17 protein-coding genes are annotated in these 22,778 nt (G+C 50.2%); all 17 read right to left on the bottom strand.

The features are described 5' to 3' along the window. Position 1: 1 nt before the first annotated feature. Positions 2–1,651, bottom strand: a complete 1,650-nt coding sequence (locus tag ACFVRY_RS05230; RefSeq protein ID WP_387498026.1) for a response regulator — start codon at positions 1,649–1,651, stop codon at positions 2–4. A 235-nt stretch (positions 1,652–1,886) separates the two neighbouring features. Further along, positions 1,887–2,351 (bottom strand): GNAT family N-acetyltransferase, encoded by a 465-nt coding sequence (locus ACFVRY_RS05225; RefSeq protein WP_387498024.1) that lies wholly within the window; start codon positions 2,349–2,351, stop codon positions 1,887–1,889. Next, the gene (gene purT / locus ACFVRY_RS05220; RefSeq protein WP_387498793.1) at positions 2,341–3,531 is read right to left on the bottom strand and encodes a formate-dependent phosphoribosylglycinamide formyltransferase; all 1,191 of its coding nucleotides are present in this window, start codon (positions 3,529–3,531) and stop codon (positions 2,341–2,343) included. The genes ACFVRY_RS05225 and purT overlap by 11 nt, the downstream gene beginning before the upstream one ends. 153 nt (positions 3,532–3,684) lie before the next feature. Beyond that, the gene (locus tag ACFVRY_RS05215; RefSeq protein WP_387498022.1) at positions 3,685–7,446 is read right to left on the bottom strand and encodes a dynamin family protein; all 3,762 of its coding nucleotides are present in this window, start codon (positions 7,444–7,446) and stop codon (positions 3,685–3,687) included. A gap of 616 nt (positions 7,447–8,062) precedes the next feature. Then, positions 8,063–8,329, bottom strand: a complete 267-nt coding sequence (locus ACFVRY_RS05210) for an NAD/NADP transhydrogenase alpha subunit (RefSeq protein ID WP_066363024.1) — start codon at positions 8,327–8,329, stop codon at positions 8,063–8,065. A 2-nt stretch (positions 8,330–8,331) separates the two neighbouring features. Further along, complete coding sequence (nth, locus tag ACFVRY_RS05205; protein ID WP_387498020.1) at positions 8,332–9,042, bottom strand: endonuclease III; 711 nt, start codon at positions 9,040–9,042, stop codon at positions 8,332–8,334. 241 nt (positions 9,043–9,283) lie between these two features. Beyond that, positions 9,284–12,031, bottom strand: coding sequence for an S-layer homology domain-containing protein (locus ACFVRY_RS05200; RefSeq protein WP_387498018.1), 2,748 nt, complete (start codon positions 12,029–12,031; stop codon positions 9,284–9,286). A gap of 78 nt (positions 12,032–12,109) precedes the next feature. Further along, positions 12,110–12,790, bottom strand: coding sequence for a GerMN domain-containing protein (locus ACFVRY_RS05195; RefSeq protein ID WP_387498016.1), 681 nt, complete (start codon positions 12,788–12,790; stop codon positions 12,110–12,112). Positions 12,791–12,895: 105 nt separating this feature from the next. After that, complete coding sequence (locus tag ACFVRY_RS05190) at positions 12,896–14,332, bottom strand: N-acetylmuramoyl-L-alanine amidase family protein (RefSeq protein WP_387498014.1); 1,437 nt, start codon at positions 14,330–14,332, stop codon at positions 12,896–12,898. A gap of 164 nt (positions 14,333–14,496) precedes the next feature. After that, on the bottom strand, positions 14,497–16,053 hold the full coding sequence (locus ACFVRY_RS05185) for an N-acetylmuramoyl-L-alanine amidase (RefSeq protein WP_387498011.1): 1,557 nt from the start codon (positions 16,051–16,053) through the stop codon (positions 14,497–14,499). Between the two features lie 206 nt (positions 16,054–16,259). Beyond that, on the bottom strand, positions 16,260–16,862 hold the full coding sequence (leuD, locus tag ACFVRY_RS05180) for a 3-isopropylmalate dehydratase small subunit (RefSeq protein WP_387498009.1): 603 nt from the start codon (positions 16,860–16,862) through the stop codon (positions 16,260–16,262). 29 nt (positions 16,863–16,891) lie between these two features. Next, positions 16,892–18,316: a 3-isopropylmalate dehydratase large subunit gene (gene leuC, locus ACFVRY_RS05175; protein WP_387498007.1), complete on the bottom strand. Its 1,425-nt coding sequence runs from the start codon at positions 18,314–18,316 to the stop codon at positions 16,892–16,894. 215 nt (positions 18,317–18,531) lie between these two features. Then, on the bottom strand, positions 18,532–19,287 hold the full coding sequence (locus ACFVRY_RS05170) for a glycerophosphodiester phosphodiesterase (RefSeq protein WP_387498005.1): 756 nt from the start codon (positions 19,285–19,287) through the stop codon (positions 18,532–18,534). A 17-nt stretch (positions 19,288–19,304) separates the two neighbouring features. Further along, positions 19,305–20,297 carry a CehA/McbA family metallohydrolase gene (locus tag ACFVRY_RS05165; RefSeq protein ID WP_387498003.1) on the bottom strand — a complete coding sequence of 331 codons (993 nt, stop codon included), beginning with the start codon at positions 20,295–20,297 and terminating at the stop codon, positions 19,305–19,307. Next, positions 20,294–20,767, bottom strand: a complete 474-nt coding sequence (locus tag ACFVRY_RS05160; protein ID WP_387498001.1) for a hypothetical protein — start codon at positions 20,765–20,767, stop codon at positions 20,294–20,296. The genes ACFVRY_RS05165 and ACFVRY_RS05160 overlap by 4 nt, the downstream gene beginning before the upstream one ends. Then, positions 20,764–21,609 carry an ABC transporter permease gene (locus tag ACFVRY_RS05155; protein ID WP_066363053.1) on the bottom strand — a complete coding sequence of 282 codons (846 nt, stop codon included), beginning with the start codon at positions 21,607–21,609 and terminating at the stop codon, positions 20,764–20,766. Before ACFVRY_RS05155 ends, ACFVRY_RS05160 begins: the two co-directional genes overlap by 4 nt. After that, on the bottom strand, positions 21,606–22,775 hold the full coding sequence (locus ACFVRY_RS05150) for an extracellular solute-binding protein (RefSeq protein ID WP_387497999.1): 1,170 nt from the start codon (positions 22,773–22,775) through the stop codon (positions 21,606–21,608). Before ACFVRY_RS05150 ends, ACFVRY_RS05155 begins: the two co-directional genes overlap by 4 nt. Positions 22,776–22,778: the final 3 nt, after the last annotated feature.

The following is a 22,778-nucleotide window of genomic DNA, read 5'->3' as shown; positions in this document are numbered from 1 at the left end:
CTTATCCCCCTCTGGCGCTATTCTTGTACTCTTTGGGAGAAAAACCATATTTCTTGCGGAAGCAGAAGCTGAAATAGTTCGGGTCGGCAAAACCGATTTTCTCGGCAATCTCGAACGCCTTGAGCTCGGTGGAGCGAAGCAGCTCTTTGGCGGCTTCCAGACGGATTTGCAAGAGATAGCTCACAAAGGTCGTCTTCATTTCTTTTTTGAAAATACTGCTGAAATACCCCGTGCTAATATGCAAATGCTGGCAGACCTTCCCGATGGAGATGTCGGATTCCTCGTAATGATCGCGGATATAATCCTTGGCCTGATCAATAAGCTGCTTATAGCTCGACTGTCGCTCCAGCGCGATGGAGTCCATGATCTGGGTACACAAGTTGATGATCCACTGCTTCGCCTCTTCGACATTGTTGAACTTGTTCATATCCGTTAAAGATGAAAGCCCCGAGCCAAATAGCTCCGCGGTCTCATTGCCAGCTTCTTTCGCGAGCCGGAGAATGGACGTCATGATCTCCAGCAAAAAAATCTGATAATCTTGCATGGAAACCTGGGCAATATCCAGCCCGGCGAACAACCCGTCCACTACCGTCTTCAGCTCCTGAACCGTTCCCAGCTTGATCGTGCGAATCAGTGACTGCTGGCTCAGGTCATCATAATCCAGCATTTGTGTCGATCTCGACTCCACATCCTCAATCCAGATCACCCGGTTATTCCCCAGAATCACGCGATAGTCCAGTGCCTGCAAGGCGTCCCCAAAGGAGTTAAACAGCAGCTCCGGTGACTGGCATACCGTACCAGCGCCCGAAGTAACCGTCAGCTTCAGGAAGCGCTGGACATTCTGTCCGATCTCCTCCAGAATCATGAAAGTCTTGCCTGTAATCTCTGCTTCTTCCTGCTCAGAGCTGACAGATAGTAGCACTACATTATCCCGATGAATAAAGACTTTGCCGAAATCATGCTTCTCACATATTTCCTCGGCAATATTTAGGACAGCAAAGAGCTGCAAATTGCGATCACCTGTGTCCCGTAGCGATACAGGTCGGCCTGCTTCCGGGTTCTCCCTGCCACCATGCCGGATGTAATCCACACTGATAACTGACGCTTGGAACAATCGTCCTTCCAGCGGAATGTCGTATTCTGCACGCTTTTCCTCAATTTCGGAACGGGTTAGTCGGCGTGATACCAGCGAGGACAGAAACTGTTCGCGGAGGACCGGAAGGCTCTTCCGATAATGTTCGCTCAGCACGAATATATTCTCTTTCTCCGCAATCTCCGACTCTATCGACCCCTTCACTTTCAGCAGCACATCTATTAATTCCTGTGATGAAAACGGTTTCAAAATATATTCGTCGATTTGCAATTTAATCGCCCGCTGGGCATATTCAAACTCATCGAACCCCGTTAAAATAATGATCTTCGTATTGGGATGGCGACTGCGTATCCACTCGGCTAACTGTAATCCGTTCATGAATGGCATCTGGATATCGGTCACCACAACGTCCGGCAGCAGCCGGTCAATAGCATCGGCCGCTTCCCGGCCATTCTCGGCCTGATCCACAACCTCAAATCCGTACTTCTCCCAGTCGATCTGCCCGATAATTCCTTCTCTTACATCTTCCTCATCTTCGGCAAGAATCAATTTGTACATGCATCATCCCTCTTTGGGTTGGTTTTGTTATAAAGCTACTCTCACACTGTTGTGATTTGCTTCAAGTTTATTTTATAACGCTGGTGTGCAGTAAGTAAGTACATTCTATCTGATTCATGCGGTCTAATCTATGGTTAAGTTATGTTATGGCCTTTTATGAGCGGAGAAATTTCGTGGATAATAAAAAAAAACCATCCCGCAATCCGGGATGGGTATGATCGGTAACGCAGAAATATTATAGCAGCGCTTTGTTAAAGCGGTATCCTGCTGTTTTTTCGAACCCGATGTGCTTGTAAAAAGCATGTGCTGGCGCACGTTCCACACGGTTGCCGCTTCTCAAAAACAGCTTGCAGCAGCCTTTATGACGCGCCCATTCTTCTCCAGCAGCTACTAGTCTTTTGCCGAGTCCGTTGCCGCGGATTTCCTCCGAAACGATGAGCGCAGTAATCTCTGTGATGGATTCCTGCTGTTTGGAAAAGGAGCTTACCTGCCTGAGGCCGATCATTCCCACTACTTCGTTATCTAGTTCAGCAACAAGTGTACATTGGAGAGGGTTGTTCTCCATGCCTTCAAGTCTCTCTTTCATTACATTAACCGTTGTCGGATAACCGAGTTCCCGTAGTAGGGCTGTTATTTCTTCCAGATCTTCCATGCCACATTTGCGAATTTGCAGTACTGGTGCTAGGGTACTACTGTCCATTCTCATATACCTCCACTTTAAGCTTAGACGCTGCCTGCCTGGCGACCGTCCGTGCAATTTCCACATCTTCAGCCGCACTTAAAGCTACTGCCATTCTCCGTCCGAGCCGGGCTTCCGGCTTACCGAACACCCGGACCTGCGTGCGGGGAAGCGCGAGCGCCTCATCCAGTCCGGTTACTGCAAAAGCTTGTCCCGCAATCTCGGCCTTAAGTGTCGCCGATGCTCCGGGTGTGAGCAATTGAACACATTCCAGCGGAAATCCCAGAATGGCTCTGACATGTACTGCAAATTGAGATAAATCCTGTGTGGCCATGGTTACCATACCGGTATCATGCGGCCTTGGTGATACTTCACTGAACAACACGCCTTTAGACGTTAGGAACAACTCCACTCCAAAGATACCACGACCGCCGAGCTGATCGGTTACCGCTTTGGCAATGGCTTGCGCTTCCGCTAGCTGACCTTCGTCCATCTGATGAGGCTGCCATGATTCCACGTAGTCGCCGTCCTTCTGAATATGTCCGATGGGTGGGCAAAATACAGTTCCCGACACCGAACGAACCGTCAGCAAGGTAATCTCACTCTCAAAAGTCACAAAAGCTTCTACGATGACTCTGGTTCCCTTAGCTCTTGCACCTTCCAAAGCGACGTCCCAGCAATGCTCCGCATCCTCTGGATTCCGGCAAACACTCTGCCCTTTACCGGAAGAGCTCATAATCGGCTTGATCACACAAGGTGTGCCAAGTTCAGCGATAGCCTGCCGTAGCTCGTCCAAACTATCCGCAAAGCGATAATCTGCAGTTGGCAGACCGAGTTCCTCTGCGGCAAGGCGGCGAATGCCTTCACGGTCCATCGTCAACCGGGCTGCCCGTGCCGTCGGCACAACCACGAAGCCTTCATCCTCCAGCTCCTGAAGAGCATGGGTCGCAATGGCTTCAATCTCCGGTACAATGACATCCGGCTTCTCCATACGGATCAGCGCCTTAAGGGCATCCGCATCCAGCATGTCAATCACATGGGAGCGATGAGCCACTCCCATGGCTGGAGCACCCTCATAACGATCTACTGCAATGGTCTCTACGCCAAGGCGTTGAGCTTCAATAATAACTTCCTTACCCAGTTCACCACTGCCCAGCAGCAGCAGCTTGCGGCTTTGAGCTGAAAAAGGAGCTCCCCACATTGTCGATTTCAACCTCTTTCGGCAATTGACTGGCACTTTCTGGTTTTTTCAGCAAAAGTGACAGTATCCATGTATTTTTCAGACTTCTTTATTTTCATCCATCATCCACCAGATTGCAAGTGTTCTTCGACAATTTACTACAATATTCACTTTTCATCGCGGTATATTGTCGAAAGTTTCTCCAATTCGTCGCAATTGTAAGGCCAATTCGCCCCAACGCTCCGCCGAATCACCCCCTTTCTGAAGATTCGACATGGCTTCCTCCTGTTCGGATAATCTTTCACGCAGCCGATCCGCAGCGATGTTCAGGGCTGCCTGGGCGTTAACCGCGTAATGTTCCAGCAGTTTGGGCTCCTGGGCAGCCGCGGCAACGGCAACGGCCTCCTTCAATAGCGGCTCCACTGCAGATTTGACCTTGTCCCGCCCGCCGCCTTCAAAGAATTGACGCGGGGACTTGAACATTCCCCATAAGGAAGTCCACTGTACTGGCTGAAGTCGCAATTCCATCCCGGTCAGTGAGCTCCAGCGGATTTCTTCATCATCCACCAGCTGAGCTTCACCCTCCATGAAGGGCAACTCAGCTGCTGCAGCTGCCACTGCTTCATGGACCAACCTGTTCCCTGCCGCTTCAAGCCGAAGGGTCGTCGCCCATAGCTCCTGCTCCAGTTCACGCTGCACCGTCCGCCACAGCTCCGCACCACAAGCCGAGAAGATTTCTTTCAGATTCCCGGCTTCTTCGCGCAGCAATGAAGGATGGAAGGATTCCTGGAAGAAACGGCCGAAGGTGAACCCGATCCGCTGCCGCACATGGTACAGCAGCTCTTCTCCTTCACGGCGGAGACTGTGGATTGGACGGGCTTCGGTTTGTAGAAGAACCAGCCGTTCTTCCGCATGCCCCATTCGTTCCTTCAGCAGGATGGCTTCCGCCTCACGCTGGCTCTCCTCGCGGGAAGCCAAAGCTTGCCATTCCTCTGCACGGTGGACGACTGAGGCCAGGCTCTCCTTCGCGGAAGCAAGCGATAATTGAGGCAACTCATCACCAGCAAACTGAGAGAGGGCCTGCTCAAAATGCTGAAAACGGGAACTCTCGTAAGTATCACGGTCGCCTGAAGTTTTTCCCTCCAGCGCAAGCAAACTCGACAGCGCATAAATGCGCGGTGCATGCAGTCCACCTTCCCGCAAATTTCGGACCACATGTACCCGGACCTCTTCCAGTTCTTCTTCTCCAGAAGCCAGATCAGAGGCATTGATGATGAAGAACATTTTATCCAGCGCGAAGCTGTCCTTGATTCGTCCCAGCTGTGCCAGCAGCCCTCGGTCGGCCTTGGAAAAGGCATGATTGTAATAAGTGACAAATACGATGGCATCGGCTTCCTTCATATATCCGAAAGTGACGCCAGTGTGCCTTGCATGCAGGGAGTCCGCCCCAGGGGTATCTACCAGCACAATGCCGCTCTCGGTCAGCGGGCAGGCATAATACAGATCAATACCTTGTACAAAGCAGGCCCGCGTCTCCTCTGCAACCAGTTGCCGGTATTCTTCTAGTCCAACGGTCCGTACGGTTCCAAGCAGCGGCTCGGCTTCCTTCCAGCCGGCGGCTGCGGCCCGCAGGAAACCGGCATGCGGCAGTGCGGAGGGATGAATGCCCCCTAGGGGCAGACTGGACAACGCCGCACTCCAGGATTCGGGCTGCGGCACACCCAGCCCCAGCACGCTGAAGGAATGGGTGATGTCATCCCAGACATCAGCCTGCGACTTCATGGTCACTACCGCGCTGGCATGCCGGAAGTCCCCTTCCGGCGCCAAAATGCGGTTGACCGCCGCCGTGGCGGGATGAGGAGACACGGGCAGTACCTCTTCGCCCAGCAAGGCGTTGGCGAAGGAGGATTTGCCGGCGCTGAACGCTCCGAACAGCGCCAGTGTAAAGCGGCCACCGGCGAGGTCCTCCGCCCGCGCCGCCAGGCTGCGCGCGGCTGAGGCCATGGCCGGCTCGCCGCGCAGCAGTTCGCTTGCCGCCGCCAATGCACCGGCGGCTGCGGACAACCGTCGCCGTCCACCGGCCGGCGACACAGCTCCCGCCGCCCAGCCTGGGGCGGCGGAAGGAATGGCCGCTATGTGCAGCTGCGGCCGGGTAGCACGCGCCGCCTCTGCGGCAGGCGCGTGCTGGGCAGTCCTCACCTCCGGCAGGGTGCCGGGGGTGAGGCTGCGGCGCGGCGGCAGCAGCGCCGCGAGCTCGGCCGCGCGAAGCTCCGCTGCGCGGTCCAGGGCGGCGAGCGCAGCAGCGGCGGATGCCTGCTGCGCGAGGGCTTCTTCGCGGCGCGCAAGATCTGCGCGCCGCTCTTCCATGAGCGGCGGCAGCTTCGCCAGCAGCTCATCGCCGAGATCCAGCGCGGCGCGGCGGTAGCGGCTCTTGATCTCTGCCGCAAGACTGCGGCAGAGATTGAGCAGCGCCTCACCCGTATGTCCGCTCCCCGGCTTCACCGAGGCTGCCAGCCACTCCTGGCTCACCGCCGGGAAGACCGCCTTCAACTTCGTGTCGTCTTCCTCACTCCACAGCTCCAGAGCTTCCGCCCATTCACGAAGAAGTGGCCCTGTATGCCACTCAATCTGGGCGGACACCTCGCGGGTCAGCAGCGCATGCCAGGCAGCAAGCCGCCCGCTCTGCTCCTTCTCCCGCTTGGCTGCGGTGAAGAACAGCCCCCGCCGGAATCCCGGGCTCATGCTCTCCACATAAGCGCTAGCCGCCTCCCGTACATCGGCGGGCATGAGATTCGCATTACCTAGCAGATTTTCCAGTGACGAGCGAAGCTGCTGCCTAGAGTGCTCAGGAAGGTCTTTCAAAGCCTTCTTCTCCTGTTCAAGGGAAGTCAGTTCCCGCTCTACGGCTTCACGGTTCGTACCATCCAGTTGCTGCATCCACTGCTCTCGCTCTTCACGCTGCTCTTCGCGGAACGATGTCAGCAAAGCATCCCCTGTATGATGAATGGAACGCGATAAGCTGAATTGCAGCAATTCCTGCCTGGAGGACAGTAACTTTGTAATCAGCTTCAGCAACTCTTCCCATTGGTTCAGCGGATGTTCCTTAACCTTCAACGAAGTAAACAGCATCCCGCTGTGCTTAATCCCCCAGTGATGGAAAGCGCTTTCCAGTTGCTTTTGATATTCCGCGATGGAAATCTCCCGTTCGCGGTGCTTGTCAATTTGGTTGATGATCAGATATAACGGTTTACCCCAATCACTGAGATTTTTGGCAAAGGCCAGATTATTCTCCGATTGCACATGGTTATAATCCATAACATAGAACACAACGTCCGCTAAATGAAGTGCCGAACGCGTCGCTGTCTGGTGCCCGTCATCTGTAGAATCCACGCCCGGCGTATCCATCAAGACCCCATAGGAACCAAGTAGTGATGCATCCTCCCAGACCTCAATCGCCGAATATTCCCCACCATCGCGACAGTATTCCTGCAACCGCTCCTGAGTTGTTTCCCAAGGCACCTCAGTCCCGTCCGCTCCGGTCCGAGGATAGATTAGTACACGCGGGGTACCGTTACGGATCGATACAATATTGGCACTTGTAGGAACAGGGCCAGAGGGAAGCACCGTACTTCCGCACAGTTTGTTGATCATACTGGATTTCCCAGCGGAAAAATGTCCGCAAAAAGCAATCGTCAGTTCATTCGCCTTTTCTTTTTCCAGCAAATCACCAAAAATCTGCCCAGTCTCACCTGCACCCCAACGTTCGGACAATTTTTTCAATTGCAACAGCTCTGCTGTGGTTTCACTACTAGCTGTTCTCTCTGCTATTGTTTCATTACTGGCTTTTCTCTCTGCTGTGGTTTCATTACTGGCTGTTCTCTCTGCTATTGTTTCATTACTGGCTTTTCTCTCTGCTTTGGCTTGTTCCGTTCCCATCCGCTCTCCACCTCTACTCTAGCCTTATAGTCCAATCGTACTGAGTGAATTAACGGGAAAAACTTCCGCTAATTCACAGAAAACTCCCTTTTACATCCAAATAACAGGAATTTATCCAGTTAAAACAATCAACAGATTCACATAGCAGCAAATATGTCGGAACAACAGGAGAAATTCCCGTTATATATCAAATCTGCACCTAAAGTGCCGAAATAACATGATTTATTCCCGTTATACTTGGCAAGACCCGTTATAATCTGCAAGAATAGAATAATTCCATTTTATCACCGGTCTGCCACAAATCAAATACACACTAATTACAAAATAACCTATAATCCCTTACGAACAGACCAGAACTGCCCTGACGTTTAGCGATCTGATGAATCTTCCTCAACATCCCTATTCAGCATCCTTGTTCACCCCCTCTGAGCAATGATTTGAAAATAAAGTGAGAGAGGCTGATAACGTTAGATTATGCCCACTCTCGCTCCACCATCACTTTAGAGAGCCACAGCTCTAACTTCTTCATAATGGGTGCCTATTCATACGAAAAAAGAGCCTGCCCAGGGGGCAGACTCCTTCATTTACGGATGAATCACAGAACATCCCGAATGTGTTATGCACTTTCCAATTCAGGCAGCAGAATTTCGAATACTTTGCCGTGCTGGAGAATAGTCAAACCACGGGATTTGTCTCTCATGACAACTACCTCAGGCTTTTGTGACATACGCTCCAGGTAGTGTTCAGGCACTTCGCCGGAATGGCTGATCGTAATGCCTTCAACTTCCTGCTCTTCGTTCTCTTCCAGTGGGCTATCCACTACGCGGTCAAAAATATCCGAAAACACTTCAAAATTGTCAGTGTACACAGAAATGCACTTCATCTCTATCCCATCCTCTTCTTCATCTCTAACTCTTTGCTCTTTCGCATATGATCTTTATCTTTCCTGATCACAGACGATTTCATACGTTTCTTTCCCTCACGGCATACATCAAGAAGCGGACAAACCTGACATCCCGGGTTCTGGGCCTTGCAGTGATATCTTCCGAAAAAAATGATCCGGTGATGCGTCAGCGTCCATTCATCCTTCGGCACCGCCTTCATCAGCTTCTTCTCCACTTCCAGCACAGAATCTTTCCAGCCTGCCAGGGCAAGCCGCTTCGCGACCCGCTCCACATGCGTATCTACAGCAATCGCAGGCACACCAAAAGCATTTGACACCACCACGTTAGCAGTCTTCCGACCAACACCTGGCAGTGTAACCAATTGATCATGAGCCTGAGGAATTTCTCCCCCATATTGCTCAATCAGGATGGAGCATAGACTCTGTATATGCTTTGCCTTGTTGCGGTACAGGCCGATGCGCCGGATATCCCCTTCCAGCTCCTCTATCGGTACGGAGATGTAGTCCAGGGGAGTCTTATACTTTTGGAACAGATCTACGGTCACTTTGTTCACCGTAGCATCCGTACATTGGGCTGAGAGCAGCACGGCTATCGTTAATTCAAAAGCGTTGCTGTGATTCAGCTCACAATGCGCATCAGGAAACAAGTCACCCATCGTATCCAGAATGTGGCGGACTTCTGCAACCTTCATAGCGTCCCTCCGCTTCACAATTTACGCTGGACATGCCAGCGCTTCCCATTTGATGTAAGGAAATATAAACAAAGTATGTATTATAGCGCAGTTCTCCATACATTTCAACTCATGAAAGAACGGATCATGCATAACTATAGATAAGGATAACCATACCTTGCTATATTTCAAAAAAAACGTCTTGACGCAGGCAAACCCTTGCGTCAAGACGGTGTTTCTCACGGAAATCCACCACTCGCAATTATTGTTTCACAACTTCCACTGCGACATCGTTATTGAAATACATTATAATCTTATCATTTTCTTTGAGAGATTGCACGGATAATGTCGTGTCACCTTGATGAATATATGCATTGGGTGCCACCCGGAAACGATTGGAATTATCGTTCATGTTATCACGCTTCACTACAATCTCGTTCGACGCACCCTCGTAACGCGAGAAGATACGGCTTGCTTGGGACAGCACCCGTACAATCGTGGAACCATTGGCATCTTTCCGGGCTTCAATCCGGTCAGCTGTAGTCAAGCTTCCAAGGGTCGTCGTTGTTGTGCCATCTCTAGTAATTTTAATTCCGCTGCTAGTATTGAAGGTCTGTACGGCACCTGAATAATCCTTCACGGTCAGCGTGCCCGCTGTCGTATCCACCCCGTTAACTGGGCCTGTGGTAAGCTTGACGGTCTGAATGGCAAGTGGAGTCGAACCTTCAAAAGTCACGTTCACAAAGTCTCCGGCCTTCATATCGGTCAGCTTCGCGGTCTGCCCGGCTTCGTTGCTCAGAGGCAACTGAGTAGTGTTGATCTCGCTGCTGCTTCCATTGACCTTAATCGCAATACGGTTGGTACCCGAATTGACCATCGAAGTCTCGAGCTGCAGAACAGATTTCACTTTTAGTACAGCGATGATATCCTGATTGGTACCCAGTGCTGCCGTTACCCCACTGCCAATGGGCACATCGGAAATCGTAGCGTTGCTGTTGCCAAACTGCTCCACCGAAGTCGGATAAGGAAGAGTAAGACTTTCCCCGGCATTGACCTTAATGACCATCGTTCTGGAGGAGGTATTGACGGCTGTCAATGTACCTTCATATTTGGTTAGAAGCTCCAGGGAAAGAGCCCGCATGCCCAGCGCCTTCAAGTTTACCTTACGGCCCTCAGTCAATCTGGTTCCAACTGTCGTCAGGTTCGGAGCAATTCCGTCAAATGCCAGCTTGGTTTTATCATCTAGCTGAATGACATGCGGTTTGCCGCTCGCATCCTTAATCGTCAGCAGCTGTGTTTTGGAATTATAATCTACTATAGTCGCCGCGCTGAACTGGTCGATTTGCCGGCTCAGGACCTCGATCTTGGTGACCTGGTCATCGCTACCCAGTGTAAGCTGTATATTGTCTCCTCCAGTGGCATCTGCCACCAGATCATCACTGGAAGGATTCGTGACGCCTGGAATAACAATCGCCGGCTTGGCCGCCAGCAGCTTCACCTCGCGTCCGCCATCCTTTTTCTTATACACAACGGTTGTACCGCTAATCTCGTTGAGCATGCCTTGAACGGTACGCTCAACTCCCTCGGTAACCTCTACAGTACGGATTACATTCTCTTGAATCGTGTATTTGACTGCAGCACCCACCTTTAAATCAGCAGGCTGCAGAACGCTGTTCTGGGAGCTGAACAATGAGTTACCATCTTCCCATTTGAAAGTCTCTGGAACACCGGCAGCATTTTTGAAAGTTATGGACTTGTCCGTAAGGTTTACACTTTGAATTGTACCTGTTGTTGTCTTATTGATCACACCAGAGGTGACCTGGACCTTTACTACCTTGTGAGAACCGCTGTATGTTTCCCGTGTCAATGTTAGGACACTATCGGCCACAAGCGAAGACGGCTCAATTTTATTGCCGCTGGCATCGACGAAAATCGTTGTATCGTCATAATAATATTCTGGAAAACCAGCGGATGTCTTCAGGAATAACTTATTGCCTGGAGCCACCATAGCAAAATTACCCGTCAGGCTCTCAATTAGTTGTGTCGGATCAGTGATCTCCACATAAGAAGCATTATAAGTAGCCCCAATAACTGTTACCTTCGTGTACGGTTGAAGATCGCTAAGATTGATTCGATTCTCGGAGGTGCTGGTAAAATATGCAGTGCTGGCGTTCAGTCCATGCACAGACGTATTTCCGTTATCATAGACAGATAATCTGTCATTCTTCAGATCACTGATATAGCCCTGCACAGTATTGTCATATACAAGCCCTGACTGTGCTTCTGCCCGGCTGAAGAACGTCGCCAGCTGTGCACGGGTTACAGCACCCTGCGGATCAAAACGGTTGCCATCCAGCCCATTCGCCAGACCTAGACTAACCGCCAAATTTATGTAACCGCGTTTGTTCGCGGACACCTTGGCATCATCAGCAAATCCCGTCGACGCATTCCCTGCCGCTACTGCATCCGCACTCTTGTCGAGTGAACGGATCAGCAGTTCTGCGATCCACTCCCGGGAAGCTTTGCGCTCACCCCAGGAAGTTTTGTTATCTGCTGTCAATTCAGCAGTCTTATCAAGTAAGCCTTGCTGAAGTGCATAAACCACGTAGGACTTGTAGTAATTCGATACCTCAAATCCCGTTGGAAGAACGGTTTGTGTATTAGGGTCCGCATTGCCCGCCTGCTTCATGAAACGCAGTGCCATCAATACAGCTTCCTGCTGGGTTACGGGGTCGCCAGGACGGAACAAGCCGTTGTTGCCGACAATAATCCCCTGCCCCGCTAATTTATAAATATGCTTTTCGGCCCAAAAGCCTGTTTTTACATCGCTAAATGCGCTAGGGGCGGAGACATTGCTCTGATTCGCTGGCGGGTTGGCTGTAGTGCTCGCAGAATTATCTGCAAAAGCCGCGCCTGTTCCACCCAGAACCATAACCCCCGCCAGAACGGTCGAAACCGCTTTGGCAGAATAAGCCTTCACCCTACGTTTCAATCTTTTTTGTCTGGACAATAGGTTGTTCTCCTCTCAATAACCCATGATTGTTGTGTACCTAGGTACTTCGCCAAGCAGCTGCAGAATTCCTGCGTATTACAAGCTGTTCTCTCTGGTCATGGGATGTTCCAGATCGACATGGCCCATCAGACTTTCAACTTTCTGTCCGTCCACCAGCATTTCAATGCTCTTCACTTCGTCGAATTGGAAGTAAGTTTTGGCTAGCGCGGACATCGCCATAGACTCCCCACCAGCACCCAATTGTGCTTCTTGTGGTTTATGAATATCCATAAGGATCTGTCCATCCTCGAATTTGAGCGATTTCAGTTCAATTTTGCCCCACAGCGGAATTTGCTCTTGATTATCGCTACTTTGCAGCGCTTTGAAGGCATCTCTATATTTCTCTACTGGATCGGCAAAATGGATAGTGGCCTTCGCAGCCACAAGATCCAATAGCTGTGGATCCGTATAATAGACGTCGATGCTTTGGCTTTGCTTCTCCACAGCAGCCGGCTTTTCTGTGGCAGTTGGCGCAGGAGTACTGTTGACCGTATCATTTGCGGGTTCCTCTGTTGCTTCAGGCGAAGTACTCGGAACCACCTGGTCTTCTTCACCTGCTGTATTATTATTACTGCCGTTCTCTCCAGCACCGTTCACAACGGTAGGCTCCAAATCATTTCCATTGGCTGGAGCAGACGTCGGTTTATCGCCGCATCCGGCAATTACAAATAGAAGCAGCGCAGCAATTCCTGCGTAACCTAATTTCTTGTTCATCATTCCTAATACCCCCTTAGATGAATACGAGCAGACCGGTACCACACAGCCTTCGGGCCGAGAAACAGGCGAGAAATAACTGTGCGGCGCTAGTCTGCCGTTAAGCTGTTATTTTATTCCGAGATATTCATTGATTCCGCTGACAATACCAGCGGCAACTTTGTTCTGGAAAGCATCGTTGAATAAAAGGGCTTCATCGCTCTTGTTGCTCAGGTAGCCTACTTCCAACAGCACCGCAGGCATTTTTGTTTCCCGTATGACATGGAAATTGCCATAGCGTACGCCGCGGTCACTTATGCCGGTAGCTTGTACAAGGTATTTATGCATCACGTTTGCCAATGCTTTGCTGGCATCACGTTGATAATAGGTTTCACTTCCGCTCGCTGAGGAGGACGCACCGCTGTTGGCATGAACGGAGATAAAAAGATCCGCTTTCAGATTGTTCGCTAGGGCTGCACGATCTTTCAGCTCGATAAACGTATCGTCACTTCGTGTGAGCACTACGTCAACCTTATTCTCCTTCTTCAACAGATCGGCAGCCTTCAATACGACAGCCAGGTTAAAGTTCTTCTCATACTTTCCAGTTACACCTACAGCACCTGAATCTTTGGCGCCATGCCCTGCGTCCAGCACAACTAGCTTTCTGCCATTATTCCCTGGAGAGGTGGCAGGATCAGTTGTAGTTGGCGCATTGAGGTCAATAACCACTAACTTCGAAGTATCGCCTGTAACACTCACACTGTAATTCTTCGAACGGGTCAAATCAATAACAAAGCGGACAACATAAGGATTCGTATTAAACAAGGAATAGCGAATCCCCAACACATCGGGATAATCAGTAACTGCAAGACTACCATTCAGGTTGGAATCAAGAGCTTGTCCTGTAGCAAAAACATTTGAGAAGGTAGCATTCGGCAGATCCACAACAATACGGTCCGGGCCGGTTACCACCGATACCTTTGGCTCGACTTTGCCATCGACAGCAATGGTCAAGCGGTTCTCGTTAAAACTCAAACCATTTACCTGGGCCAGATTCGTAGTAGGGTCCACAGGAGGCTGCCCATCTCCCGGGTTGCTTGGGTTCTCCGGCTGGGAACCGTTATCGTCCGGAGCGTTTGGTGTTGTCAATGTTACAATCTTCTGCGAATTGTCCCAATCAACCATTAGACCAAACTGTTCACTGATGAAACGGATCGGCACTAGCGTCGTATTACTGCGCAGTAACGGAGCAGTCACCAGGGTGACGTTCTTGTCATCGACAGAAGCCGTTTTCTGATTGACCACGAGCTTGATCGTCTTGAATGAATCAGAAATGGTTACCGTCTGACTCTTCTGCTCCCAGTCCACCTTGTAGCCAAGATTTTCTGCAATCATTCTTAGCGGGACCATAACCGTGCTGTTCACATTTTCAACAGTAGCTCCTTGTTCCGCCGTAATTTCCTTGCCGTCCAGAATAATCTTGCTGCCTGTGGCAGCGGCATGTCCTTTTTCTGGCAAGATCAGTACAAAAAGTAACAGCAACAGCATAAAACCAAATTTCTTCATTCTCCACCTCTAAGAATCTAGTATTCCGCCTGAGAAAGACGTTCTTGTTGACCTGACGACCAGCAACCTTCGACATCTATTAGACGCCGTCACTCTACAAAAGTTGCGAATATATTCCATAGGGGAACTGAGATTTGTAGAATCCCTGTGGCCTCAGCCCTAATCTACAGTCCAAGATATTCCTTTATCCCTGCTGCAATCTCTCCCGCAAGGTTATTCTGAAGGTAGTCTGTATACAGCGCAGCTTCATTATCTACATTGGTCAAGTATCCAGCTTCCAGCAGCACGGCGGGCATGCGTGTCTCCCTGGTTACATGAAGGCTCTTATAGCGAACTCCGTTGTCCTTAAATCCCGTTCCGGCAAGAAGATGCTTATGCATAATTTGTGCAAAAGGCAGGCTCTCGCTTCGACTGTAATAGGTCTCACTTCCGTTGATTTTGTTCCAGTTCGGAAAAGATGTCTCCAGAGAATTGGCATGTACCGAGAGAAAAAGCGTCGCGCCAGCCGCCTCGGCAAGCACTACCCTATCTTGCAGCTCTAGATGGACATCTTCAGTTCTGGTATATACCACTGTTATCCGTCCATCCTGTTCCAGCAATGCTCCCGCTTTACGGACCACAGCCAAATTAAAGTCCTTCTCCAATCGCCCCGTGATACTGACCGCCCCCGGTTTAGAACCGCCATGCCCTGCATCCAGAACGATTACCGGTTTGCCTGTATTCCCGGCTGTTCCGCCGCCATTCCAGGGAACACCTTGCGTGTTGAGATCGATGGTAACCAGACCGGTGTTTTCATCCGTACTTAGCTGGTAAGGCTGACTGACCGCTGTCTGAATAACAAACCTTACTATAGAAGGATTGACGCTGAACAAAGCGTATCTGATCTCGGATAGGAGCGGATATCCGGTGACATCCAGCTTACCCTGCGGGCTACCGTTACCAGCCACTCCCTGCTGCAAGCTTCCTGCAAATTCCGGCGCAAAAACCGCGCCGGGTAAATCTACAATTATACGTGCCGGGTTATTCATTACCGTTATGCTTGGTTTGACGCTTCCTTCAACAGCAACTACCAGTTTATTCTCACTAAATACAGCACCCTTTACCTGTGGTGCACCAGCAAGAGTGCCGTCGTTGCCCGGAACAGATGCAGCTGAGGAAGGCGTTGGAACGACTGTGCCCGGAATACTCCCGTCCAGATTTCCCGGCGTGACTGACGGAATCGGAGCTGTGGGTGATGGTACTGGTGTGGGTGCTGCTACTTGTGGAGTTGGCGCTCCTCCGGTTAAATAAACGATTTTGCTACGGTTGTCCCAGCCCACCTTTAGACCAAACTGCTCGCTGACAAATCGGATGGGTACCAACACCGTGCCACCGGTTTGTTTGGGTGCTGCATTCAAATCCAGGCGCACCCCGTCGGCATTAGCCGTTTTGCTGCCTACGATAAGTTCTACGCTTTTAAAATCTTGCTTTATGGTCACTTTGCGAGAGGCTTGCTCCCACAGCACTTCAAACCCTAAATTCTCTACTACAATCCGTATTGGGATCATCACACTTCCGTTCACGTTCTCAATGGCAATCCCTTTGGGCAGTGCAAGCTCTTTATTGTCCAGAACGATTTTACCTTGTCCTTTTCCTGCCGCGGCAGCATCATGGATGGATAATGACAGAAACATCAGCGGCAGCAAAAGTAGCGAAAATAGTAAGCGGGTGGCTCTCCCCATCCTTTTCTCTCCTTTGATATTTGGATTCCCGTACTTCCATGACCTTTCAGACGACAGAAGCCTTCCAAAAGTTGCCTCTATAGGCAATGAATATATCGATTATAGCAAAAAAACTTCTATTTCCGATGTCGGAAATAGAAGTTTTTGTTAAAATGGAAAAGTTTTAATATAAACCAACCTAAATCATAGAGTCGTCAGGAAAAGCATTAACCGAACAACTTAGCAGCATGACGCTCTTCGTAAGCAGAGATTTCATCCGCATGCTGAAGAGTAAGACCGATATCGTCCAAGCCTTGCAGCAGGAACTGGCGACGGTGCTCATCCAGGTCAAAAGCAATGTTCAAGCCGTGATCATCACTTAGAACCTTATTCTCCAAATCTACGTGCAATTCATAACCATCATACTGAGCCGTCCGCTGGAACAGATCTTCCACTTGCTCTTCTGACAGCTTGATCGGCAGAATACCGTTCTTGAAGCAGTTATTATAGAAAATATCTGCATAAGACGGAGCAATTACCGTCTTGAAGCCATAGTCCATAATTGCCCACGGCGCATGCTCCCGGGAGGAGCCGCAACCAAAGTTGGCGCGAGAGACCAGGACAGACGCACCTTTATAGCGCGGCTTATTCATCTCAAATGCCGGATTGTCGTTTCCTTCTTCGTCAAAACGCCATTCGTAGAATAAAAATTGTCCAAATCCAGTCCGTTCAATCCGTTTCAAAAACTGCTTTGGAATAATAGCATCCGTATCTACATTGACCCGGTCCACCGGTGCAACGATTCCTGTTAATTTTTTAAAAGCTTCCATGTTAGTTCCCTCCCGCTTAGATCTGATTCTTATGAGCTGACGGCTTCTGTATTATAGTTCCAGTCACGAATGTCAGTAAAACGACCCTTGATTGCCGCAGCGGCAGCCATTGCAGGAGATACAAGATGCGTACGTCCTCCACGGCCCTGACGGCCTTCAAAGTTACGGTTAGAGGTCGATGCACAGCGTTGTCCTGGCTGCAGTACATCCGGGTTCATCGCAAGGCACATACTGCAGCCTGCTTCACGCCATTCAAAGCCCGCTTCCGTAAATACTTTATCCAGACCTTCTTTTTCCGCCTGCATTTTAACACGTCCGGAACCAGGAACGACGATAGCCGTTACTTGATCAGATACTTTGTGGCCTTTGGCAACCTGTGCAGCAGCGCGCAGGTCCTCAATCCGGCCATTGGTGCAAGAGCCGATAAAGACATAGTCAATGCCAATTTCGGAGATTGGTGTACCTGGAATCAGGTCCATATATTCAAGTGCTTTTTCAGCAGCTTTGCGTTCATTTTCAGTTGTAAAATCAGCTGGATTCGGTACAGTTGATGTAATGTCAGTACCCATACCCGGGCTTGTGCCCCAGGTTACTTGTGGAATCAGGGTCTCCACATCAAAATCAACAATAGTGTCATACGTTGCACCTTCGTCGCTTACAAGCCCTTTCCAGGTCTCAACTGCAGCGTCATAAGCAGCACCTTGCGGTACATACTGGCGATCACGCAGGTAATCGAATGTAGTCTGGTCAGGCGCAATCAGACCAGCTCGCGCGCCACCTTCGATCGACATGTTGCAGACAGTCATGCGCTCTTCCATCGACAGCTCACGGATCGCTTCGCCTGTGTACTCGATAACATAACCAGTAGCAAAGTCAGTACCATATTTAGCGATAACGCCGAGAATCATGTCTTTCGCAGTTACACCAGGATTGCGTTTGCCTGTGAAGCGAACCTCCATCGTCTTGGCTTTAGCTTGCTGCAAGCACTGGGTTGCCATTACGTGCTCTACTTCACTGGTTCCGATACCGAACGCCAGTGCGCCGAATGCGCCGTGTGTGGAAGTATGGCTGTCGCCGCAGACAATCGTTTTACCAGGATGAGTCAGGCCGATTTCTGGCCCCATAACGTGTACGACACCTTGGTCGATATCATTAAGGTCGAACAGTCTCACGCCGAAATCACGACAGTTCTGGGAAAGCGTGTCGATCTGCTGTTTGGAGATCGGGTCTTTGATGTTAAAACGGTCCTTGGTAGGTACGTTGTGGTCCATTGTCGCGAACGTAAGCTCAGGACGACGAACCTTACGGCCAGCCAGGCGCAGGCCTTCGAAGGCTTGTGGAGAAGTCACTTCGTGAACTAAGTGAAGGTCAATATACAGAATGCTAGGCTTGCCTTCTTCCTGATGAATAACGTGATTGTCCCAAATTTTCTCAAACATTGTCTTCTTGCTCATGAATTTCACCTCATCATTTAATCGTTCATTGGAAGAGAGTGTGGAGTCTCTCTTGAATGAACTAAATATAACATCAGGCTGTTTATTATTCCAAGATATAAAAACTATAGGATTCATAGGTGTGGACTATAAGCGAGAAAAACCTCTATCTGGATCGTCACTTACAACGCACAAAAAGGTCCAGCCTGCTTTATATAAGGCTGAACCTTGGCTCATTATTGCTTCATACTCTTCTTCAGTTGTACCAGACCTTCCACAGCCCGTGTGGTTAGGGAATCCACACCAAGAGCCGCATAATGCTCCATTAGCGAGACGTCATTGACGGTCCAGACATAGACCTTAAGGTCGTTCGCTTTGGCTTGCTCGATTAATTCCGGCTGGGCGAACTCATGATAGATGTTAATCCCGAAGCAGGACGCCGCTAGAGCATCATTTACAGTCTGTTTCAGAGCTTCCTCGTAGGTCTGGTTCAGAAAATGCTCCTCATCGGCGTTCAATAGCTTCTTAAGCTCGGGATGACGCTGCTGTGCCAGCAGGGCCCGATCCGCCCCACAGCCAGACAAGAATATTTGACCCAGCATATCATGCTTATGCACCAAAGCTGCCGCTGCATCAATGGCTTCATCAACTTTTAGATCCAGATTCGCCGTTCGGCCTGAACCTTTAATCAGCAGCAGCAGATCCTCCAGCCTCGAGAAAGTCATCTTTCCCGTCTTGCCGGCATAGTCCACTATCACTTCTACACTCTGAAGCTCTTCGAAGCTTAATGCTGAGACCTGAATGGTACGGCCATCAACGCTCTGCCAGATATCATCATGAGCCAGAATCGCGATTCCATCCCGGGTGACCCGGATATCATCCTCTATGATATCTGCTCCCAGCCTGATTCCCTCTTCCACAGAGGCTAAAGTGTTGTCAAGAGTATCCATACATCCTGTATGAGCTGTAATCCATGGAAAATGTCCAGTCATTTTCTCGCTCCTTTGCTTCAATCGAAATAGACTGCATTGGTAAAGGCAATGATCGTACGCACACCATTCACCATTCCCCAAAGCTCAGCCCGAATCCACAGCAAATCTTCATCCGGGATCTCGGCTTCAAGCCGTGGAGCATCTGATGTAATGATTTCCTCAGCCAGTATTCCGTTGTTGCTGTCCAGCTTCAGTGTATAACGCTGATCTTCCAATTTCCAGTGACCCTTGCGCACCTGAAAATCTGCCGACACAGCGGCAACAGATGTGTTTCCAGACGCTCTGCCTCCCGGCACAGCACTACCGATACCGTAAGTCGTCCCGCGCGAAGTCACTTCAAGCTCAAGCAGCGGCCCCAGTGTAACAGAGGCACGGCCAGCTGATAAGGCCCTTACTGCTTTCGCGGTGATAGGTGCATTCCCTTCTTCAAGCTGAAGATAGGTTACGGACAACGGATCGTCCGTAGGGTCCTGGTGATGCCAATCGCGTCCGGACGTCGCGGCAATCCGGTAGCCTTCATTCAGCTTCTCCGTCCATAGCCGGAAGGCGCGGATGTTATTATTTTTCACAGGTGCAAACGTTGTTGACCATACCTCAATATAATCAATATCGTTCCAGTCACTGATTTCAAACTCCCAATAACAGCCTGTACACATCGGACTGCCGGCGCGGAACGGATGCGCCATTCCGGCAAGGCCGCCCCGTTCATGAACACGTGACAGTCCGGCATGGATATCACCCGGGCCGACCGGGCGCCAGTCGAGAAATTCATCCAGTCCAATCGTCACCATATGACCGAAGAATGTAGTCCATTCCATCCCCGATATGATTGAAAGCCCTGTCTCACGTTCAATCTCTTCTTTACCCGCAAGCCCTGTCATCGTGTTATGATCCGTCAATGCGATACAATCGAAGCCTAGATCTTTGGCCCCTGCTGCAAGCTCAGCCAGTGATTGCCGACCGTCGCTGTGGAATGTATGTGTGTGCAGCTCGCAAGCTACCCATTTCATTGCGCATCCTCCTCTTCCACCCAGACCTTTAGTGTATAATCGCAGACATCGGTCACAATCGCATGCAGGCTTAAAGTGACCTCCCACATGCCAGGTATGATCTCACCCTGTACTAGTCCCGGAGTGGCCTCATGCCGCGATAGAACATGCAGTTGCTCCCGGTCATGCCTGTGAGCGGCCCCGCGATGTCGGTCAGGGGCATCGACAGATACGGTGATTAGATTTTGCAACGGCAGGCAGGACTGCCAACGTGACTTTGCCTGCTCCAAATATTCAGCCTCAAAATAGGCGTCGATTCCCTGCTCGATCAGCAGCTTAGCCTTCTCCTGATCTTCTAAATACTTGGGCCCGTAATTGAAATGAATGCCGAGCCGCTCTGCGCCATTTGGAACAAAGAAACGGTACACAATATGCGATTTGGAGCCTGCGGGAGTTACTTTTCCTTGCGCATCTACGAGAACAGTCTTCATGATGAACGCATTCCTTCTTCTTTAATCATGGAGCGAATATAGAAATAACCGACAAACGAACACATCAAGAAGGTGAAGAATGCAGTTGCTGCGGCAAGCTGACGATCCTGGAATACTCCGAAGATCTGCTCCATCGAGACCCCGAGCATCTGCGGCGCATTAGGTCCGATCAGGAATGGTGCCGTAAACGAGCCGATCACACCCATGAATACGAAGGTGGAGGCCACCAGCAGCGTTTTGAACGTCAATGGAAGGATCAGTTTGAAAAAAATACGGAGCTTCCCTGCACCCACATCCTTGGCACTTTCAATTACGGAATTCGGTACGGCGGATAAGGCTGAACCTAGAAGCATTGTGGTGAACGGGATGTTGAACCATAGATTTGCGATAATAATCCCCTTCATATCGAAAATAATCCGCGGAAAGCTTTCAGACCCAAAGTGATAGAGTATCCGCGCCGCCCAGCCCCGATTGCCCAGCAATTGAATTAGACCGTAGGTAGCAATGACGGAAGGAATAAAGATCGGAATCATATACATCCGCCGAATCCAGTTGACCGCCATGCCCTGATTAAAGCGCATGTACACAGCCAGTACATAGCTAATGACCAGGACCAGCAGTGTGGAAACAATGGTCACCTCTAGCGTAAAAATAATATTCGAGCGCATCAGTTTATCTGTGAACAGATACTTATAATTGGATAGGTCGTAACCGCCGCTGTGATTCGTGAGACTTTCCTTCAAAGATCCCAGAATCGGCAGGACAACGATCAGCACCAGAATGAGAAAGGAAGGGAGGACCAGGGAAATCCCCAGCAGCCCCCTTCTTGCTTGTTTACTCATTGAGCAGCAACTTCACTTTGCCATTTTTTGTTGATTTCTTTGCCCAGGTCACCAAGGTTAAAGGTACGGTAGCCTTCCGAAGCACCTTTGAAGGAATCCTGAATCTCCTGCGGCATGTTGCTCAGCTTGATGCCCGGGAAGCCGTGCATTTTGTTGACAATCTCAGTCTGTGCTTCTGGCGAAACAACGAAGTCGAGGAATTTGTATACTGCGTCTTTCTTCTCCGACAGCTTCGGTACCATCAGGTAAGTTGGCCCGCCGTTGAAGCCCGGTGTAATCTGTTGCATTTTTGTTGTTGCCGGAAGCTGACCCTTGGAGATTTGATCAAGTACCATATCAGACCAGGCCGGAATCATATCCACTTCTCCGCTAGCCAAGAGATCAAGTGTACCTTGGTTTTTCTTAGGATAGATGCCTTTGCCATATACGTATTTGCCCAGATCCTTCAAGAGGTCGATCCCTTGACCCCACTGGCTCATGATGCTTGGATCAGAGTTATGGATGGCCTCTTCAGGCAAGAATTTATAGAGGGCTGTAGTTACGAAGGAGCTGCCTGCGCCGCCGGTGGATGGATCATTGTAAGCGAATTTTTCCGGATTTTTACGAATCCAGTCATACAGCTCGTCCAATGTCTTCGGTGCGTCTTTCACTTTGTCGCTGTTATACGCCAGCAGTACCGCGGAAGCACGATAAGGAATAGCCAGGCTGGAGACATCTTTCAGGGTATTCTCATCTACATTTTCCAGGTTAGGAATGCTGCTCTCGCTGAGCGTATCCCAGATGTCGTCGTTCTTGCCTTTGTTGACGGAATCAATGCCGTCCTCGTACAGGTCGATGTCGCCTGAGCCTTTATTCGCCTGCTTGGCAGCCAGAATGCGGTCATAAGTAGGCTGAGCGCCTGTGCCTGAAGCGACATATACCGGCTTGACCTTAACATCCGGGTTCTTCGCTTCGAACATCGGAATCAGTGTTTTCCAGAGATCATCAACGTTCTGGGAACCTGTGTAATAGAAGGAGAACTCCGTCGTCTTAGCAGCAGGCTCAGCCGTAGCACCATTGCCGGCAGCAGCCGAATCATTGCTATTCTTGTCTCCACATCCTGCGAGTAAAGATCCGACCAGAACCAAACTTGTCAAAAGGGTGAATGCTGTTTTCTTGTTAGACATGAA

Origin of the sequence: Paenibacillus sp. NPDC057934, assembly GCF_042887565.1 — a bacterium.
Lineage (GTDB): Bacteria > Bacillota > Bacilli > Paenibacillales > Paenibacillaceae > Paenibacillus_AQ.
The sequence above is the reverse complement of the archived record's forward strand: the minus strand, read 5'-3'. Positions and strand labels throughout refer to the sequence as shown.

Excerpts from the sequence above, each read along its gene's own strand:
- ACFVRY_RS05185 (WP_387498011.1), bottom strand. The coding sequence starts at position 16,053 with ATGGGGAGAGCCACCCGCTTACTATTTTCGCTACTTTTGCTGCCGCTG.
- ACFVRY_RS05170 (WP_387498005.1), bottom strand. The coding sequence starts at position 19,287 with ATGACTGGACATTTTCCATGGATTACAGCTCATACAGGATGTATGGAT.
- ACFVRY_RS05210 (WP_066363024.1), bottom strand. The coding sequence starts at position 8,329 with ATGAAGTGCATTTCTGTGTACACTGACAATTTTGAAGTGTTTTCGGAT.
- leuD (WP_387498009.1), bottom strand. The coding sequence starts at position 16,862 with ATGGAAGCTTTTAAAAAATTAACAGGAATCGTTGCACCGGTGGACCGG.
- purT (WP_387498793.1), bottom strand. The coding sequence starts at position 3,531 with ATGTGGGGAGCTCCTTTTTCAGCTCAAAGCCGCAAGCTGCTGCTGCTG.
- ACFVRY_RS05160 (WP_387498001.1), bottom strand. The coding sequence starts at position 20,767 with ATGAAGACTGTTCTCGTAGATGCGCAAGGAAAAGTAACTCCCGCAGGC.
- ACFVRY_RS05225 (WP_387498024.1), bottom strand. The coding sequence starts at position 2,351 with ATGGACAGTAGTACCCTAGCACCAGTACTGCAAATTCGCAAATGTGGC.
- ACFVRY_RS05155 (WP_066363053.1), bottom strand. The coding sequence starts at position 21,609 with ATGAGTAAACAAGCAAGAAGGGGGCTGCTGGGGATTTCCCTGGTCCTC.
- ACFVRY_RS05165 (WP_387498003.1), bottom strand. The coding sequence starts at position 20,297 with ATGAAATGGGTAGCTTGCGAGCTGCACACACATACATTCCACAGCGAC.
- leuC (WP_387498007.1), bottom strand. The coding sequence starts at position 18,316 with ATGAGCAAGAAGACAATGTTTGAGAAAATTTGGGACAATCACGTTATT.
- nth (WP_387498020.1), bottom strand. The coding sequence starts at position 9,042 with ATGAAGGTTGCAGAAGTCCGCCACATTCTGGATACGATGGGTGACTTG.
- ACFVRY_RS05195 (WP_387498016.1), bottom strand. The coding sequence starts at position 12,790 with ATGATGAACAAGAAATTAGGTTACGCAGGAATTGCTGCGCTGCTTCTA.
- ACFVRY_RS05150 (WP_387497999.1), bottom strand. The coding sequence starts at position 22,775 with ATGTCTAACAAGAAAACAGCATTCACCCTTTTGACAAGTTTGGTTCTG.
- ACFVRY_RS05215 (WP_387498022.1), bottom strand. The coding sequence starts at position 7,446 with ATGGGAACGGAACAAGCCAAAGCAGAGAGAAAAGCCAGTAATGAAACA.
- ACFVRY_RS05230 (WP_387498026.1), bottom strand. The coding sequence starts at position 1,651 with ATGTACAAATTGATTCTTGCCGAAGATGAGGAAGATGTAAGAGAAGGA.
- ACFVRY_RS05190 (WP_387498014.1), bottom strand. The coding sequence starts at position 14,332 with ATGAAGAAATTTGGTTTTATGCTGTTGCTGTTACTTTTTGTACTGATC.